The organism is Afipia dichlorophenoxyacetatis, from assembly GCF_055386385.1.
The window spans coordinates 452,723-469,032 of the sequence record NZ_AP029250.1; the positions used below are offsets into that span (position 1 = coordinate 452,723).

A 16,310-nucleotide genomic window follows, 5' to 3' on the forward strand; every position below is an offset into this window, starting at 1 on the left:
CATCAATTCGCGAACGATAAATGCGTGGTGCTTTTTGCCACGTATAAAAATGTATTGCCGCGGCTGAGGACTCACATGCGAAAATATTCTTGCTCAAGGCGTCATCTTATGGCGATCCTGACATTGCTCGCTCTGGCCGGCTCAGCGGCGGCCGCGCGGTCGGAAGATCTGCCTTCCTACATGGCGCCGATCGCCGGTCGCACCACATCCAGCGCCGCCACGACATCCAACAAGGATGTGCTGGCGTTGAACACCGCCATGTTTCAGCACTACGCCCAAGCCGGTGCGGTGTTTCGACGAAATCTCATGGCGAAACATCCCATCATTCTCGCGCTGTTCTCGGGCGCTGGTGGTCGCTTCATCCTCTATCGTCCTGGTATGGCGCCGCTTGAGGCTCCTTCCGTCCCTGTTTCCTATCAGCTTGTGAAATCGGTCGCTCACAGCACCATGGCGCTGGCTGAGATCGTGATGCCTTATCTCGACAATGCCGCCGACACTTCCTGGCGCGCTTCTCTGCTGGCTTACCGAAGTCAGATGCAGTCAGCCCTCGAAGGGATTGAGGCGGCGGACATGCCGGCAGATTGGAAGGAGACCAATCGCGCGATCCTGCGGAACAACATCGGGTTCATGGACGATTGTGTGAACAAGGGCGTCATCACGGTTGCTGCCATGCAAGACTTTGCCAAGCGGCAGGCGCCTCTTCTGAAGCTGAACATCGCCTGGGCTGCGCAGACTCAGGTTGCGCACTGGATGAATGTGCTCACGGATTGGAAGAAGCAACTCGGCGATTCGTGGGACATGACCTATGCCGCAAGCAACACGATCTATGTCGCGCGGCAGAACAACGTCTTGTTCAGCGTGCTGGCCCAATTCTTCGGTCCCGACGCGATCAACAAACGGCTTTTGATGATCGAGACGATCTCTTTCACGACGACGCCCGAAGACATGCTTGAATCCTTGACCCGCATTGTTGCGGACCGCTCGGTTGGCGCGGCTTTCTTCGGCAACTATTACCTGATGGATTTCGAACTGATGGGGGGTGACGCCCGTCAGGCGATCATCGACGAAAGCGCCAACCGTGGCATGACCCCATTCCTGCCGCCGGTTGTGCCGTTTGGCTCGAACCAGTGGCCGACACTCATCACAGCTGGCAACGGCCCAGGCTCTCTCGCAGATCTTGCTGCCGGAAAATAACGGAAGTTCCGTAGCTAATGCTGCGGGGTGCACTTAACGCGATGAGCGTGCATCGATGCGCACGCTCATCGAAGCCATATACCTTTGAATAACTGCACTGATTGGTTACGGCTTTTTCCGCTCGATTTTGTAGAGCCGGTTGTTCAAGGCGAACATTGCGCTGTCGGCATTGATGAAGTGAAAATCGATCGCGCCTTCGCAGCCGGTTTCGAGCGTTGCGATCTTTCCTCCATAGCCCAACGCGGTCGCTTGCTTCGCAGGATCTGTCAGACCGCCCTGAAAGAGCATGTCAGGCTCATACTGCTTTATCTCGTAATGTGGCTTGCGGCACGTCAGCGGCCGCGGCGCGTCGATCCGGCTGGCGGAGAATGTCACAGCCTTCCCCATCAGGGCCTTGAGATCGGATTCGACCGGCTTGTCGTTCGGCTGAGCCCATGGCGCCGGTTGCGACGTGGTCACGGTCCATTTGCCCATGAAGTCAGGGTTGGCTGCGTTTGCGGCACTGGCGCCTAACAGGGCACAAGCAAGAGCGATTGAGCCGATCGTCGATAAATACGTCATGATCATGGGGGGTCCTTGGCGGCAGGCGTTCTGACGGCGCACGTAACAGTCTCGCCATCCGTTCATGAGTATCGCGAGAAGGGAGCCGGTTCAAAATATCCGTGGGTGCAGCTGACCGATTCAGTCATCAAATCGACGGGCAGGCAGATATACTCCGCCCGATTCGTCAAAGAGGGGCCGATGAACGATACGCTGATTTCCGCTTGTCAGATGTTCATGATTCCAGCGACCATTCTGTTCGGTGCATTGGGCGTCGCTCACAGCTATGCGCTGAAACTTCTCGTATGCATCATGGGCGTCGCGACAACCGGACTTTGGCTCTATCGGATCTGGTATTGGACCGGTCTGTCGCTGATGGATCGCAGAACGGCGCTGGGTCTCGCGGGCCTGTTTGCCGCGGCTTGGATGATCACGTTGCTGGTTCAATTGAAGAATATGATCGCGCCGGGCTACAACAGGCGATAACGAAAATATCGAACGGTTGGCATCATCATCGCGTCAACTCGATTGCTGCGTCGAGTTGGCGCAGTTCCGCGTTTACAAATTTGGCGGCACTGTGATGAGTGGCTGCGAAACGCGCGATGCTCAAGAACCGGGCAGCGTCACAATCGCGTGAATCTCGAAAAGATAAGAAACTTCAATAGCTCAGGACGTGTGGCATTGCGCCGCCACGTAAATTGTTGCGTTGCATCCGAACATCTACTTCTCTCCCAGCACGCAAGACTGCAGGCACCTTTTCGTTTGACCGATTCATGCGGCCGAGACGTGAGTGTCGTTGTGTGTCGAGCAACAAAAAAAGGTGTGACGATGCAAACTCGGAATGGGTTCGTTTGGATGATCTTGCTTGCGGCTTCAGCACCTCTGCTGGCCGGTTGCAATGAACCAAACACAGCATCGGCCGCCACACCTCACATTCCTGAAGTCAGTGTCACCACGGTTGAGCCCAAGCCGCGTGCTTTGCTGCGTGAACTGCCTGGTCGAATTGCGCCGACACGCGTCGCCGATGTTCGACCACGGGTTTCCGGCATCATCGTCGAGCGGCGCTTCGAACAGGGAAGCGAAGTGAAGGCGGGCGACGTCCTTTACAGGATCGATCCCCGTCCTTTCGAGGTTGAATTACAGGCGGCGGAAGCCTCTATGGCCAAGGCCAACGCTGCATTCGAACAGGCGTCCCTCCAGGCCACCCGCGTTTCAACCCTCGTCCATCAGCGCGTTGTGTCTCAAGTCGAGCATGAGAACGCGAACGCACGCATGCTGCAGGCGAAAGCAGATGTCGCGGCTGCCGAAGCCGAGATCGCCCGTGCAAAGCTCAATCTGGAATATGCGACAATCCGCGCGCCGATCAGCGGCGTCATCGGTGCCGCGCTGGTGAGCGAAGGAGCGCTTGTGGTGCAGAACGACACGCAGAGCCTCGCGACGATCCAGCAGCTCGATTCGGTTTATGCAGACTTTACTCAGCCGATAAGCGACTTGAATCAATTGCGGCGTGCGCTTGAGGCCGGTGATCTGGAACAGGTCGCCCCCGATATGGCCGCCGTCAGGCTCGTTCTCGATGACGGCACGCTCTATCCGCAAAAGGGCAAGCTGTTGTTCTCTGACGCCAAGGTCGATTCCTACACCGGGCAGGTCACGTTGCGCGGCGAGTTCAAGAACGGCAAGCGCGAGCTTCTCCCGGGTATGTATGTCCGCGTCCTCATCGAGCAGGGTGTTGACAAGGATGCGCTTGCAGTTCCGCAGCAGGCCATTCAGCGCAATACCAACGGCGAAGCCGAAGTCTTCATCGTGAAGGACGACGACCACGTCGCCGTGCAGCCGGTGCGAACAGGGAGCCAGCAGAACGGTCATTGGCTGGTAAACGAAGGCTTGAAGCCCGGCGACCGCGTCGTTGTCGAAGGCTTCCAGAAATTTACGGCGGGCGACAAGGTCGCGCCGAAAGCCTGGACCGAAGTCCGTGCTGTCGCTCCTGAAGGAGCCGGCGACCCTAACGCGACCACTGAGCTTCGCAAGTAACGCCATGCCGAGTTTCTTTATCGACCGCCCGGTCTTCGCATGGGTGATCGCGCTGTTCATTTGCTTGATCGGCGCAATCTCGATCCCGTTTCTTGCTGTCGCGCAGTATCCGATCATCGCGCCGCCGTCGATCTCGGTGAGCACGAGCTATCCGGGTGCATCGCCAGAAAATCTCTACAACAGTGTGACGCGGCTCATCGAAGAAGAGCTCAATGGCGCTTCGGGCATCCTAAATTTCGAATCCACCAGCGATTCACTTGGCCAGGTCGAAATCACCGCGAACTTCGTGCCTGGCACGGATCCGAGCCTTGCCTCGGTTGAAGTGCAGAACCGCATCAAGCGCGTCGAAGCGCGCTTGCCACGCGCGGTGATCCAGCAGGGCATCCTGATCGAAGAAGCGTCCAGCGCGGTATTGCAGATCATTACGCTACGCTCGACCGACGGCAGCCTCGACGAAGTGGGTCTCGGCGATTTCATGATTCGGAACGTGCTCGGTGAAATTCGCCGCATCCCCGGTGTCGGCCGTGCCACGCTTTATTCGACCGAACGCGCGCTGCGCATCTGGATCGATCCAGCGAAGCTTGTCGGTTTCAATCTCACGGCCGACGATGTGACCAAGGCGATCACGGCGCAAAACGCGCAGGTGGCTTCCGGCAGCATCGGCGCGGAGCCAAGCGCAAGCGACCAGAAGATTTCGGCGCTGGTGCTCGTGAAGGGTCAGCTTAGTTCACCCGATGAATTCGGTGCCATCGTTTTGCGGGCCAATACCGACGGTTCCACGGTGAGGCTGCGCGATGTCGCGCGGATTGAGGTCGGTGGTCTGGGCTATCAGTTCACCACCCGGCTCAACGGCAAGCCGAGCGCGGGTCTTTCGGTGCTGCTGTCGCCCACAGGCAATGCGCTGGCGACGGCGGGTGCCGTTGAAGCAAAAATGAAAGAACTGTCGAAGTTCTTTCCCGATAATATCGCCTACGACATTCCCTACAACATCACGCCAGTGGTGGAAGCATCGATCAAGAAGGTGCTGACGACCCTGGTCGAAGCCGTCGTACTGGTGTTCATCGTGATGTTCCTGTTCCTGCAGAACATCCGTTACACCATCATTCCAACGATCGTGGTGCCGGTGGCCTTGCTTGGCACCTGCGCGACATTGCTGTTGCTCGGTTACTCCATCAACATGCTCACCTTGTTCGGCATGGTGCTTGCGATCGGCATTCTGGTGGACGACGCCATCGTCGTCGTGGAAAACGTCGAACGCATCATGGCAGAGGAGGGGCTTTCGCCGAAGGACGCCACGCGCAAGGCGATGTCCCAGATCACGAGTGCCATCATCGGTATCACGCTTGTGCTCGTTGCGGTGTTCGTGCCCATGGCCTTCTTCCCGGGATCGGTGGGCATCATCTATCGCCAGTTTTCGGTGACGATGGTCGCGGCGATCAGCTTCTCCGCGCTGATGGCGCTCTCGTTGACGCCGGCGCTATGCGCCACGATTTTGAAGCCCGTCGAGAAGGGGCATGAGCATGGCAAGAGCGGTGTGTTTGGTTGGATCAATCGTAAGCTCGACGCCATCAAAGAGCGCTATGCGACATTTGTCGGCTGGGAGCTGAAGCGAACCGGGCGCCTGATGGCGATTTACGCCATCCTGTTGGTTGGTCTCTCGTTTGCCTTTGTGCGCATGCCAGGCGGCTTCTTGCCTATCGATGACCAGGGCTTCTTCACCACGGACGTTCAGACGCCCTCGGATTCCTCGTTTAATCGCACCGAAGCGGTGGTTCAGAAGGTCGAGAAATATTTGCTGGAGCGCCCGGGCGTTGAAGACGTCACGTTCCTGACGGGCTTCAGCTTCCTCGGCCAGGGCATGAACAGCGCGCAGGCCTTCATCACGTTGAAGGACTGGTCGGAGCGTGGGCCAGGTGAGTCTGCGGCAGAGATCGTCGCGGACACCAACAAGGCGCTTGCATCGGTGAGGGATGGGCGAGTCTCGGCGTTGCAGCCGCCGCCGATCGACAATCTCGGCAATTCGAGCGGGTTCAGCTTCCGCCTGCAGGATCGTGGTCAGAAGGGTTACAAGGCTCTGATGGATGCGACCGATGCCTTGCTCGCAAGCGCCAAGCAGAGTCCGATCCTGCAGAACGTCTATGTCGAGGGCTTGCCGCCGGCTCCGCAGGTTAATCTTGTGATCGACCGTGAGAAGGCCAGCGCTTTTGGTGTCACCTTTGAGGACATCAACAACACGATCTCCACGAATCTCGGCTCGAACTACATCAACGATTTTCCGAACCGCGGGCGCATGCAGCGCGTCATCGTGCAGAGCGATGCTGCAAGCCGTATGAATGCGGATGATATTCTGGCGTACAATGTGAAGAACAGCCGCGGGCAGCTTGTGCCGTTCTCGTCATTCGCAACGGTGCAGTGGGCGCGTGGTCCGACGCAGATCGTGGGCTTTAATTATTATCCGTCCGTTCGTATCAGCGGTGAAGCCAAGCCGGGCTACACCAGCGGTGACGCCATCGCCGAGATGGAAAAGTTAACGGGTCAACTGCCACGCGGCTTCGGCTACGAGTGGACGGGCCAGTCACTGCAGGAAAAACTCTCCGGCTCGCAGGCTCCGTTCATTCTTGGCCTGTCGGCGCTGGTCGTCTTCCTCTGTCTGGCAGCGCTTTACGAGAGCTGGACCATTCCGCTTGCGGTTCTGTTGACCGTGCCGCTGGGGATCGCCGGCGCGGTGACTGCAGCCTCGATCCGTGGCCTTCCCAATGACGTCTACTTCACAGTGGCTCTCATCACGATCATCGGTCTGGCGGCCAAGGACGCCATTCTGATCATCGAATTTGCGAAGGACCTGCGGGCGAAGGGCAAGCCTTTGCTGGAAGCAACGATCGAGGCGTGTCATCTGCGCTTCCGGCCAATCTTGATGACGGGTCTTGCCTTCGTCTGTGGTGTGTTGCCGATGGTGATTGCCCACGGTGCCGGCGGCAAGAGCCAGCAGGCGATCGGCACCAGCGTGATGGGCGGCATGATTGCGGTGGTCGTTCTCGCACTGCTGATGGTGCCGGTGTTCTTCGTCGTCGTGCAGCGCTGGCTCTCTGGTGATCGGTCGGCGGATGCGCCTGTCGCCGAAAAGCGGGAGGCCTATGGTCCTCCATCGCCATCAGGACACGCTACAACCTCCTGACTCTTGAAATTAAAACGAGCGCGTCATGCCTGATGCGCTCGTTTCGTTTCATGTCCCACAGCCGGCATGATGCCTGTCACTGGCTGAAATCTGCCGCGGCCCTCTGCTCACCGCGCCCTATGCGCCGCGTGACCGCGCTTGTCGGCGTGTGCTATGAGGCGAGCAAAGTCACGCTTCCGGTAGGTGCAGCAATGTCGACCACAACAAGAAAAGATGCCAAATCGCTTCGGAGCGCCCGCTGGTTTGCGCCGGACGATCTCAGATCATTCGGGCATCGATCCCGCGCTATGCAGATGGGCTACGCCCCTGAGGAGTGGGTCGGGCGCCCGGTGATTGCGATCCTGAACACGTGGTCGGACGCTCAGCCATGCCACATGCATTTCAAGACCCGTGTCGACGACGTTAAACGCGGCGTGTTGCAGGCTGGCGGCTTCCCGATTGAACTGCCCGCGCTGTCGCTGTCGGAATCTCTGCTCAAGCCAACAACGATGCTCTATCGCAATCTTCTGGCGATGGACGCCGAGGAATTGCTGCGCGGCCATCCGGTTGACGGTGTTGTGCTGATGGGCGGGTGTGACAAGACCACGCCCGCGCTGTTGCTGGGCGCGACCAGCGTGGGATTGCCGACGATCTACTTGCCCGCCGGACCGATGTTACGCGGCAACTGGAAGGGCAAGACTCTCGGCTCAGGCTCCGATGCCTGGAAATACTGGGACGAGCGCCGCGCGGGGAAAATCACCGCCGAGGAATGGGTGAACGTCGAGGCCGGCATCGCGCGCAGTTATGGCACCTGCATGACCATGGGAACGGCCAGCACGATGACGGCGATTGCCGAGGCCATTGGAATGTCGTTGCCGGGAGCCTCATCGATCCCGGCTGCGGACGCAGGCCATATCCGCATGAGCTCCGAATGCGGCCGTCGCATCGTGGACATGGTGTGGGAAGATCTGACGCCGCAGAAGATTCAGACGCGCAAGGCGTTCGAGAATGCGATCACGGTGGCGATGGCAATGGGCTGTTCGACCAACGCCATCATTCATGTCATCGCGCAGGCGCGACGCGCCGGGCAGGATATCGGTCTCGATGATTTCGAGCGGGCAAGCCGCAAGGTGCCGGTGATCGCGAATGTCCGTCCGAGCGGCGACGCCTACTTGATGGAGGACTTCTTCTACGCCGGTGGGTTGCCCGCACTGATGGAACGTATTCGCGATCACCTGCATCTCGATGCAATGACTGTTACCGGAAAAACCCTTGGCGAAAACATTGCCGGCGCTGAAGTCTATAATGAGGATGTCATTCGCACGGTCGACAATCCGATTTATGCCGAAGGTGCGCTGGCGGTGTTGCGTGGAAATCTCGCGCCCGATGGCTGCGTGATCAAACCCAGCGCCTGCGAGCCTCGCTTCCTGAAGCACTCCGGCCCGGCGCTGGTGTTTGACGATTACCCGTCGATGAAGGCTGCGATCGATCGCGAGGATCTCGACGTCACGGCGGATCATGTTCTGATCCTGCGCAACGCCGGTCCACAGGGCGGCCCCGGCATGCCGGAATGGGGCATGCTGCCGATCCCGACCAAGCTGGTGAAACAGGGCGTGCGGGATATGGTGCGGCTGTCGGACGCGCGCATGAGCGGCACCAGTTATGGCGCATGCATTCTGCATGTCGCGCCGGAATCTTACATCGGCGGGCCGCTGGCGTTGGTGCGCAATGGTGACCAGATCACGCTCGACGTCGCAGCGCGGACCATCAATCTGGATGTGTCGGAAGAAGAGCTGGCGAAGCGTCGCGCGGAATGGAAAGCGCCGGAACCGCACTATGAACGCGGTTATGGCTGGATGTTCACGCGCCACATCCGGCAGGCCAACGAAGGCTGCGACTTCGATTTCCTTGAAAGCAGCTTCGGCGGACCAGTGGACGAACCGTCAATTTACTAGAGCGTTTTCGAGCGAAGTGGATCCTAGTGGCCCGATTTGAACGTTCGCATCCCGTCTCAGCAAGCACCGTTGCGAACGTTCAAATCAAAGGACCACGAGCAGATACATAATTGGAGTGGAGCTGAGGATTTGACCTTCGCATCGCGAATTTGCGGCAAGCATGGTGCGAAGGTCAAATCCGCTCCACTCGTTCGCGTGAAGAAAACGCGATAAAACAAAAGATTAGAGCCAGGCTTTGATGCTATCAAAGCCGGATAGGCTCTGACGGTTTGATCCAGACCCGGTTGTCGTGAACTGCCGCGCCGCCATAGGGCGCGATCGGATCGGCGCCGGTCAACGTATTGATGCCGCGTCCGTCTTCGTAGGCCGCATTCGGCCAGATCGACTCGGCGATCAAAACGCCACGCCGGACACCTTCGAACAGCTTGGCGTGCAGGCGCACCTCGCCGCGCGTGTTGCCGAGGATCACCTTATCGCCGTCGGTGATCGACAGCGCCGCCGCGTCATCCGGATGGATCATCACCGTTGGCTTCTGCTCGCGGCCGAGCGCAGTGGGCGTCTCGGTGAAAGTCGAATTGAGAAAGCTGCGTGCTGGCGAGGTCGCCAGCCGGAAGCCGTGTTCGTCGTCGGCTTCTTCGATCACCCGCCAGTGGTCCGGCAGCACCGGCATGTCGTTGATCGGGCCGGAATGCCAGGGACTGCGGAACGGCACCGTGGGCCATTCCGGCTTGAAGCGGAATTTGCCGCCGGGCCATGCAAAGCCCTTGGTGTAATGCGCGGTGTCGAAGTCCGGCTGGCAGTCGGCCCAGCGGTTACGTTTCAGACTTTCCCAATCGCCATAGCCGGAGTGCTGCAGGGTCCAATCAATGATTTCGTGCGGACTCATATCGAATCCGCGATGCTCCGCACTCAGACGCTTTGCGAGTCCGACGATAACATCGTGATTGGAGCGGCATTCTCCAGGCGCTTCGATCAGCTTCGGTCCGGCGAGAATGTATTGGTGTCCGCCGCCTTGGTAGACGTCATCATGCTCCAGGAACATAGTGGCAGGCAGGACGAGGTCGGCAACCTTCGCGGTCTCGGTCATGAATTGTTCGTGGACGCAGACGAACAGGTCTTCCCGTGCGAATCCTTGTTTGACGAGAGTCTGGTTTGGCGCGACCGATATGGGATTTGTGTTCTGGATCAGCATCGCGGTGACCGGCGGGCCGTTCCGCAGTGCCTCTGCTTCCCCGCACAAGACAGCTCCGATCCGCGATTGGTCGAGTGCGCGGATCGAGGGATCGAGAGCGTCGAGCCCTTCGATCAAAGTTCTGTTCCAGCGATAGATCGCGCCGTTGTTGTGAAACGCGCCGCCGCCTTCGTAGCGCCATGCACCGGAGACGGCTGCAATGCAACTCGCTGCGTGCATGTTGGGGGCGCCGTTGCGTGAGCGCGAGAATCCATAGCCAAGCCTGAAGTATGTTCGCTTGGTATCGCCGACGAGCTGGGCGAATTCCTCGATGGTCTCTACCGGGCAGCCCGTAATTTGTGAGGCCCATTCTGGTCCGCGCGTGCGCAGATGCTCTTCGAGTTCAAGTGGCGCATCGGTATGTTCCGCGAGGAAGTCACGATCCGCTTTGCCGTCGCGAAACAGGCAATGCATCACCGCGCAGGCGAGCGCGCCATCGGTGCCCGGCCGAACCAGGATCGGCAGATCGGCCTGTAGCATGGTGCCGTTCATGTAGACGTCGATTGCGACGATCTTCGCGCCGCGTTCTTTGCGAGCACGAACCGCATGGGTCATCACGTTGACCTGGGTATTGACGGCGTTGGTCCCCCAGATCACGACGCAATCTGACTTCGCCATCTCGCGCGGATCGGGGCCGGCTAGGCGGCCAGTGCCAGCGATGAAGCCTGTCCATGCGGGGTTGACGCAGATGGTCGAATGAAAGCCGGAATATTTCTTCACGTGACGCAGGCGATGGATGCCGTCTCGCATCACGAGACCCATCGTCCCCGCATATTGGTAGGGCCAGATCGCCTCCGATCCATGGCGCTGTTCGGCTTTGATGAACGCTTCCGCGACGATATCGAGGGCATCATCCCATGCAATCGGCTCGAAGGTGCCCGAACCCTTTGCGCCGGTCCGCCGCAATGGCCGCATCAGGCGATCAGGATGATGAACGCGCTCGGCATAGCGCGCGACCTTGGCGCAAATCACGCCTGCCGTGTAGCCATTGTCCGCCGCACCGCGAACACGGCCGATGGTGCGTTCGTCGAGGACGTCCACCTCAAGCGCGCAGGTCGAGGGACAGTCGTGCGGGCAGGCTGTGGCCGCGGTGCGAATGGGCTTTACCGCGGCGCTACGGGCTTTGGGACGGAACATCTCATTCATGGCATCGAACTTAATCAGATGTTCCGGGACATGCAAAGCAGCGATAAATGGCGTGTTTCTGCATGATTTAGCTGCAAAAAATCATTCCATCCGACTCAACGCAGGGGATGCAGATGTGCTATGCGAAGCCCACCCGGCGCGGGACTATGCTGTTCCCGCTCTGGGGACTATCTCTGTCTTGAAATTGTGGGGAGTTGCCGTCCGCATGAGCCCCTGTGAAGCCAATTGAGGAATTGTCGATGAATATTCTGCCCGGCAACATGCGTTTCGGCGCGGGCCAATCCGTGAAGCGTCTCGAAGACCAAAGACTTCTCACGGGTAAGGGGCATTTCATCGACGACAAGGCGGAAGACGGTGCGCTCTGGCTGTATGTCCTGCGCTCGCCCCATGCTCATGCGAGCATCAAGTCGATCGATTCCAAGGCCGCAGCAGAGCTTCCCGGCGTCAAAGCGGTGTTCACCGGCGCCGATCTGATCGCGGACAATATCGGTTCGCTGCCGACCTTGCCGATTTTCAAACGGCCCGATGGCACGCCCTTGGCGGCTCCGCCGCGGCGGCTGCTTGCCCATGAGACCGTGCGATTCGCCGGCGAGCCGGTTGCGGCTGTGGTTGCCACATCGCGCAGTGCCGCCCAGACGGCCGCGGAAGCCATCATGGTCGATTACGATGTGCTTCCAGCCGTTGCCGATCCACTCGCGGCGGTCGAGCCCGGTGCGCCAGTGGTGTGGAAGGATGCACCCGATAACATCGCGGCCGCGATGAGCTACGGCGACGCGGAGGCCACGGAAGCGGCGTTCGCCAAGGCCAAGCATGTCGTGTCGCTCGACATCGTGAGTCAGCGCCTTGTGCCGGCCGCAATGGAGCCGCGCAGCACGATCGCCGAAGTTGACAAGAAGACCGGGCGATTGACGCTCTACGTCCAATCGCAGACGCCGACCGCGACCCGCGACATTCTCGCCGATGCGGTGTTGAAGCGTCCCAAAGACAGCATTCAGGTGCTGGTGGGCGACATCGGTGGCGGCTTCGGTCAGAAGACCAATCTCTATCCGGAGGACGGCATTGTCGCCTACGCTGCCACAAAACTCGGCGGCAAGGTTCGCTGGCGCGGTGATCGTATTGATGAGTTCGTCGGCGGTTCACACGGCCGCGATCTCACGTCTGTCGGTGAATTCGCCTTGGATGAAAAAGGTCGCGTGCAGGCATTCCGCGTCCGCTCCTATGGTGGCACCGGGGCCTACCTGACTGGCGCTGGACTGATCATTCCGCTGGTGCTTGGTCCGTTCGTGTCTACGGGCGTTTACGATCTCCCGCTGATCCACTTCGACATCAAGGCCGTGCTGACCAACACCGCACCGACCGGGCCGTATCGCGGCGCCGGCCGGCCGGAAGCCGTCTTCATTGTCGAGCGATTGATGGATGCGGCCGCACGCCAGCTCAAGATGGATCCGCGCCAGATCCGCAAGGTGAACTACATCAAGCCAGCACAGCTTCCCTACAAGAATGCGGTTGGCCAAGTCTATGATAGCGGCGCCTTCGCTCACATGCTCGAACGTGCGTCAGAGCTCTCGGACTGGAACGGATACGCTGCGCGCAAGAAAGCCGCGAAGAAGAAAGGGCTGCTCTACGGCCGTGGTCTCACGAGCTATATCGAATGGACTGGCGGCCGTGCGCACGTCGAGAAGGTGACGCTCTACGCCACCACGGAAGGTCGCGTCGTATTGCATTCCGGTACGCAGGCTATGGGACAAGGCCTGCAGACGGCCTACTCGCAGATTGCCGCGACTGCACTTGGGATTCCCATCGATCGTATCGATGTCATTCAAGGCAACACCGATCTCGCGACAGGCGGCGGTAGCGTCGGTTCGCGCTCGCTGTTTGTCGGTGGCACTGCGGTTGCGGTCTCCACGGTTGATCTCATCGAAAAGGCCCGGGAGAAGGCGTCTAACCTGCTCGAAACCTCGATCGGTGACATCGAATACGGCGATGGCTGGCTGACCGTGGTCGGCACGGATCGTCGCGTCAGTCTGTTCGATCTGGCAAAGCACGAGCAGGGTGGGCGGCTCAGCGTCGACAGCCAGGGCGAGGTGGATGCGCCAAGCTGGCCAAACGGAACGCATATTTGCGAAGTCGAGATCGATCCGCAGACTGGGATCACCAAAGTGGTGCGCTACACCACTGTTGACGACGTGGGGATTGCCATCAATCCCATGCTGGTCGAGGGACAGATCCATGGCGGTGTCGCTCAGGGCATCGGTCAGGCCTTGTATGAAGGCGTGACCTACGATGCCGAGGGGCAGCTGATCACCGCGACGTATCAGGATTATTGCATCCCGCGCGCCAGTGACATTCCGCCAATCGCCGTCACGCTCGATGAAGCCGCACCATGCAAGACCAACCCGCTGGGAGCCAAGGGCTGCGGCGAGTCTGGGGCGATCGGTGGTCCGCCCTGCGTCACCAACGCGGTCATCGACGCATTGAGCGAGCTTGGTGTCAAAACGCTGCAGACGCCGCTGACACCGATGAAGATCTGGGAGGCAGTTCGCAGCGCGCAGTAACGCCGACTTAGCTTTCAGCTCGTTCCAATCCAAATTCTTGAAGCTGCTCCCAGAGCAGCTTCGAGATTTTTCTGATCTCGGTTGCTGACATCTTGCCGAGCTGCTCTGTATTCCAGACCTCGCCCGCGACCCGCAGGGTACCGATGGTCACCATGGCGAGGAGCCGTAACCGGAGCTGATCCGGCTTGCCTTTCGTGCGCGCGGCCAGTGCGTCGTACAGCTTCTGTTCGAGCTTGGCGTATTTGAGATGATCGCGTGCGCGTAAGGCCGGCGTGCCCTTAATCAATTTGCCGATCGCGAGCGACTGCGGACTGATGGCATCGAGGATTGTGGAGATCAGTGCTTCCTCGACGACCTTGGTCAGGGGTTCCTTAGCCGGGCGGGCGGCGACGGCGGCCAGAAGCGCATTGGAGAATTCGTCCTGCCAGGCGGCGACCACGTCCTCCTTCGTTGGGAAGTAGTCGAAGAAGCCACGCTTGGATACCTCCGCGGCGGCGGCGATATCGTCCACCGTGGTGGCTTCAAAACCACGTTCGAGAAACAGCGCCATGGCTGCGCTTGCGATGCGCTCGCGGGTTTGTCGGCGCTTGCGCTCGCGCAGTCCCTCTGTCGTTGCAGTTGTTGTCTTCTTCGTTCCGCGCATCGCCTTACCGGCTGCAAATGTGCATCTGATGCAGATACCACACCGAAGCGCGTCGAAGGCAAGGGATTTCGATGCGCGATGTCAATCGGCGAATGGAGACAAGGCGCGGCGCGTCACCTCGATGGGCTGTCGCCGTGTGATTCGATACACCGAAGCCGGTGGCAGGTTGAGCACTGTTCCGCCAATCCGCGTTGCCTTGAGACCCAACCTGTCGAGAATCGGGCGCGAGACGGGACAGCGTGGTCCATAGGTGAACTGATAAAATGCGCCGCCAGCGCGGATGTGGCTGAATGCGCCCGTGAGAATTGAAACTACTTTGCGCGGCGACATCGACAGCAGCGGCAGGCCGCTGACAACTGCGCCGGCGGGTGCATCGGGGAAGAGATCGTACTGGCCGAGTTGCGATGCATCCATCCAAAGCACGCGGGCACTCGGAAAGCGGAACTGCAGCACGCGCATGAAATCCGACCCGTATTCAACAAGGGTGAGGTCGCTCTCGCGGATGCCTCGGCCAAGCAGTGCTTTGGTGAAAACGCCAGTCCCTGCACCGAGTTCAAGAACCGGACCGTCCGAGGGCAGGATTTCCTGTGTCATGACGCGGGCCAAGGATTCTCCGGAGGGAGCAATAGCGGCAACGCGCAGCGGATCCGAGATCCAGGAGCGGAAGAACTGGAAGAAGTCTGAACACTCGGAAGCGGCTGTCATGATCGGCTCCGGCCGTTGAGGCTTTGAGGGAGGCGACCGGATGAAACCCGACGCGCCTGCGATCGCAGGCGACGTGAACGGCCGCCAGCATCTTTTTCTTTACCTATTGCAATTTTGCACTTAGTGCAAATATATTATTTGCGCGGCGCTGCAATGAGAGCGTGCCGGATCACGGATTGAACAGGAGAGCATCATGCAAAACTGGGGTGTCGCGGAGATTCCTACGCAGGCAGGTCGCATTGCGATCGTCACCGGAGCGACCAGTGGTATCGGCTATGAAGCTGCACTGGCTCTGGCTGGCGCGGGAGCGAGCGTCGTACTGGCGTCACGCAATGAAGCGAAGGGCGCGGAGATGCTGTCGCAGATTCGTGCACAGCACCCGGCAGCGGATGTCAGTTTCGAGCCGTTGGATCTCGCAAGTCTCAAGTCTGTCGAGGCGTTTGCCGATCGAATTTCCCGGACAATGTCCCGTATCGACCTGCTGATCAACAACGCCGGCGTCATGGCGATACCCACGCGTCACGTCACGGTCGATGGCTTTGAAATGCAGCTTGGTGCGAACTACCTCGGCCACTTTGCGCTGACCTTGCGCCTGTTGCCGCGGATATTCGCGGCGTCCAGGCCGCGCGTCGTGACGGTGAGCAGCCTCGCGCATCGGACGGGCCGGATCCATTTTGATGATCTGCAGCTCGAGAAACGATACACGCCGTGGTCAGCTTACTGTCAGTCGAAACTTGCGACGCTATTGCTCAGTCTGGAATTGGAGCGACGTGCGCGCGCCGAGAACTGGAATTTAATCAGCAACGCGGCGCATCCGGGATACGCTATCACCGGGCTGCAAAGCACTGGACCGCAAATGGGCCGCAAAAGTCCAAGCATGATTCAGCGACTGAGCAAGGTGCTTGAGCCCTTTTTATCTCAATCGGCAGCAGCAGGTGCTTTGCCGACGCTCTACGCAGCGACGTCGCCCGACGCTGGGGGTGGCGTGATGTATGGGCCGGATGGCTTTTATGAGATGACGGGTTCGCCGCGCAAAGCCAAAATCGTTTCGGGCGCATTGGATCCGGCGGTTTGGAGCAGGCTGTGGGAGGTCTCCGAGCGGCTGACCGGTGTAACGCTCGCCCGCACCCAGGCAGCCTAGCTGCTGAAAGACGCT

The 16,310-nt window shown here is 59.6% G+C and carries 11 protein-coding genes; 7 read left to right on the top strand and 4 right to left on the bottom strand.

Annotation, left to right across the window (positions count from 1 at the left end):
• Positions 1-108: 108 nt before the first annotated feature.
• Positions 109-1,194, top strand: a complete 1,086-nt coding sequence (locus ACZ5C3_RS02130) for a hypothetical protein (RefSeq protein ID WP_464034900.1) — start codon at positions 109-111, stop codon at positions 1,192-1,194.
• A gap of 105 nt (positions 1,195-1,299) precedes the next feature.
• Here the strand turns inward: ACZ5C3_RS02130 and ACZ5C3_RS02135 are convergent, their stop codons facing one another.
• Complete coding sequence (locus ACZ5C3_RS02135; protein WP_464034902.1) at positions 1,300-1,755, bottom strand: hypothetical protein; 456 nt, start codon at positions 1,753-1,755, stop codon at positions 1,300-1,302.
• 180 nt (positions 1,756-1,935) lie between these two features.
• Here ACZ5C3_RS02135 and ACZ5C3_RS02140 point away from each other — a divergent pair, with 180 nt between their 5' ends.
• The 4 genes from ACZ5C3_RS02140 to araD all read left to right on the top strand — a co-directional run bounded on the left by ACZ5C3_RS02140 (position 1,936) and on the right by araD (position 8,874).
• Positions 1,936-2,220, top strand: coding sequence for a hypothetical protein (locus ACZ5C3_RS02140; RefSeq protein WP_464034903.1), 285 nt, complete (start codon positions 1,936-1,938; stop codon positions 2,218-2,220).
• Positions 2,221-2,589: 369 nt separating this feature from the next.
• The gene (locus ACZ5C3_RS02145; protein WP_464034905.1) at positions 2,590-3,765 is read left to right on the top strand and encodes an efflux RND transporter periplasmic adaptor subunit; all 1,176 of its coding nucleotides are present in this window, start codon (positions 2,590-2,592) and stop codon (positions 3,763-3,765) included.
• Between the two features lie 4 nt (positions 3,766-3,769).
• Positions 3,770-6,940, top strand: coding sequence for a multidrug efflux RND transporter permease subunit (locus ACZ5C3_RS02150; protein WP_464034907.1), 3,171 nt, complete (start codon positions 3,770-3,772; stop codon positions 6,938-6,940).
• 191 nt (positions 6,941-7,131) lie between these two features.
• A complete protein-coding gene (araD, locus tag ACZ5C3_RS02155) occupies positions 7,132-8,874 on the top strand; it encodes an L-arabinonate dehydratase (RefSeq protein ID WP_464034909.1) in 1,743 nt (580 codons plus the stop codon).
• A 244-nt stretch (positions 8,875-9,118) separates the two neighbouring features.
• On the opposite strand, the gene ACZ5C3_RS02160 is transcribed toward araD, so the two are convergent.
• A complete protein-coding gene (locus ACZ5C3_RS02160; RefSeq protein WP_464034911.1) occupies positions 9,119-11,251 on the bottom strand; it encodes a molybdopterin-containing oxidoreductase family protein in 2,133 nt (710 codons plus the stop codon).
• Between the two features lie 239 nt (positions 11,252-11,490).
• Between ACZ5C3_RS02160 and ACZ5C3_RS02165 the strand changes: the two genes are divergently transcribed.
• Entirely contained in the window at positions 11,491-13,806 is a 2,316-nt protein-coding gene (locus ACZ5C3_RS02165) for a xanthine dehydrogenase family protein molybdopterin-binding subunit (RefSeq protein ID WP_464034912.1), read from the top strand.
• 7 nt (positions 13,807-13,813) lie between these two features.
• Here ACZ5C3_RS02165 and ACZ5C3_RS02170 read toward each other — a convergent pair whose 3' ends face one another.
• Positions 13,814-14,449: a TetR family transcriptional regulator gene (locus ACZ5C3_RS02170; RefSeq protein ID WP_464034914.1), complete on the bottom strand. Its 636-nt coding sequence runs from the start codon at positions 14,447-14,449 to the stop codon at positions 13,814-13,816.
• An 81-nt stretch (positions 14,450-14,530) separates the two neighbouring features.
• On the bottom strand, positions 14,531-15,154 hold the full coding sequence (locus ACZ5C3_RS02175; RefSeq protein ID WP_464034916.1) for a class I SAM-dependent methyltransferase: 624 nt from the start codon (positions 15,152-15,154) through the stop codon (positions 14,531-14,533).
• Positions 15,155-15,347: 193 nt separating this feature from the next.
• Here ACZ5C3_RS02175 and ACZ5C3_RS02180 point away from each other — a divergent pair, with 193 nt between their 5' ends.
• Positions 15,348-16,295 (top strand): SDR family oxidoreductase, encoded by a 948-nt coding sequence (locus ACZ5C3_RS02180; protein ID WP_464044485.1) that lies wholly within the window; start codon positions 15,348-15,350, stop codon positions 16,293-16,295.
• The last annotated feature ends 15 nt before the right edge of the window (positions 16,296-16,310 follow it).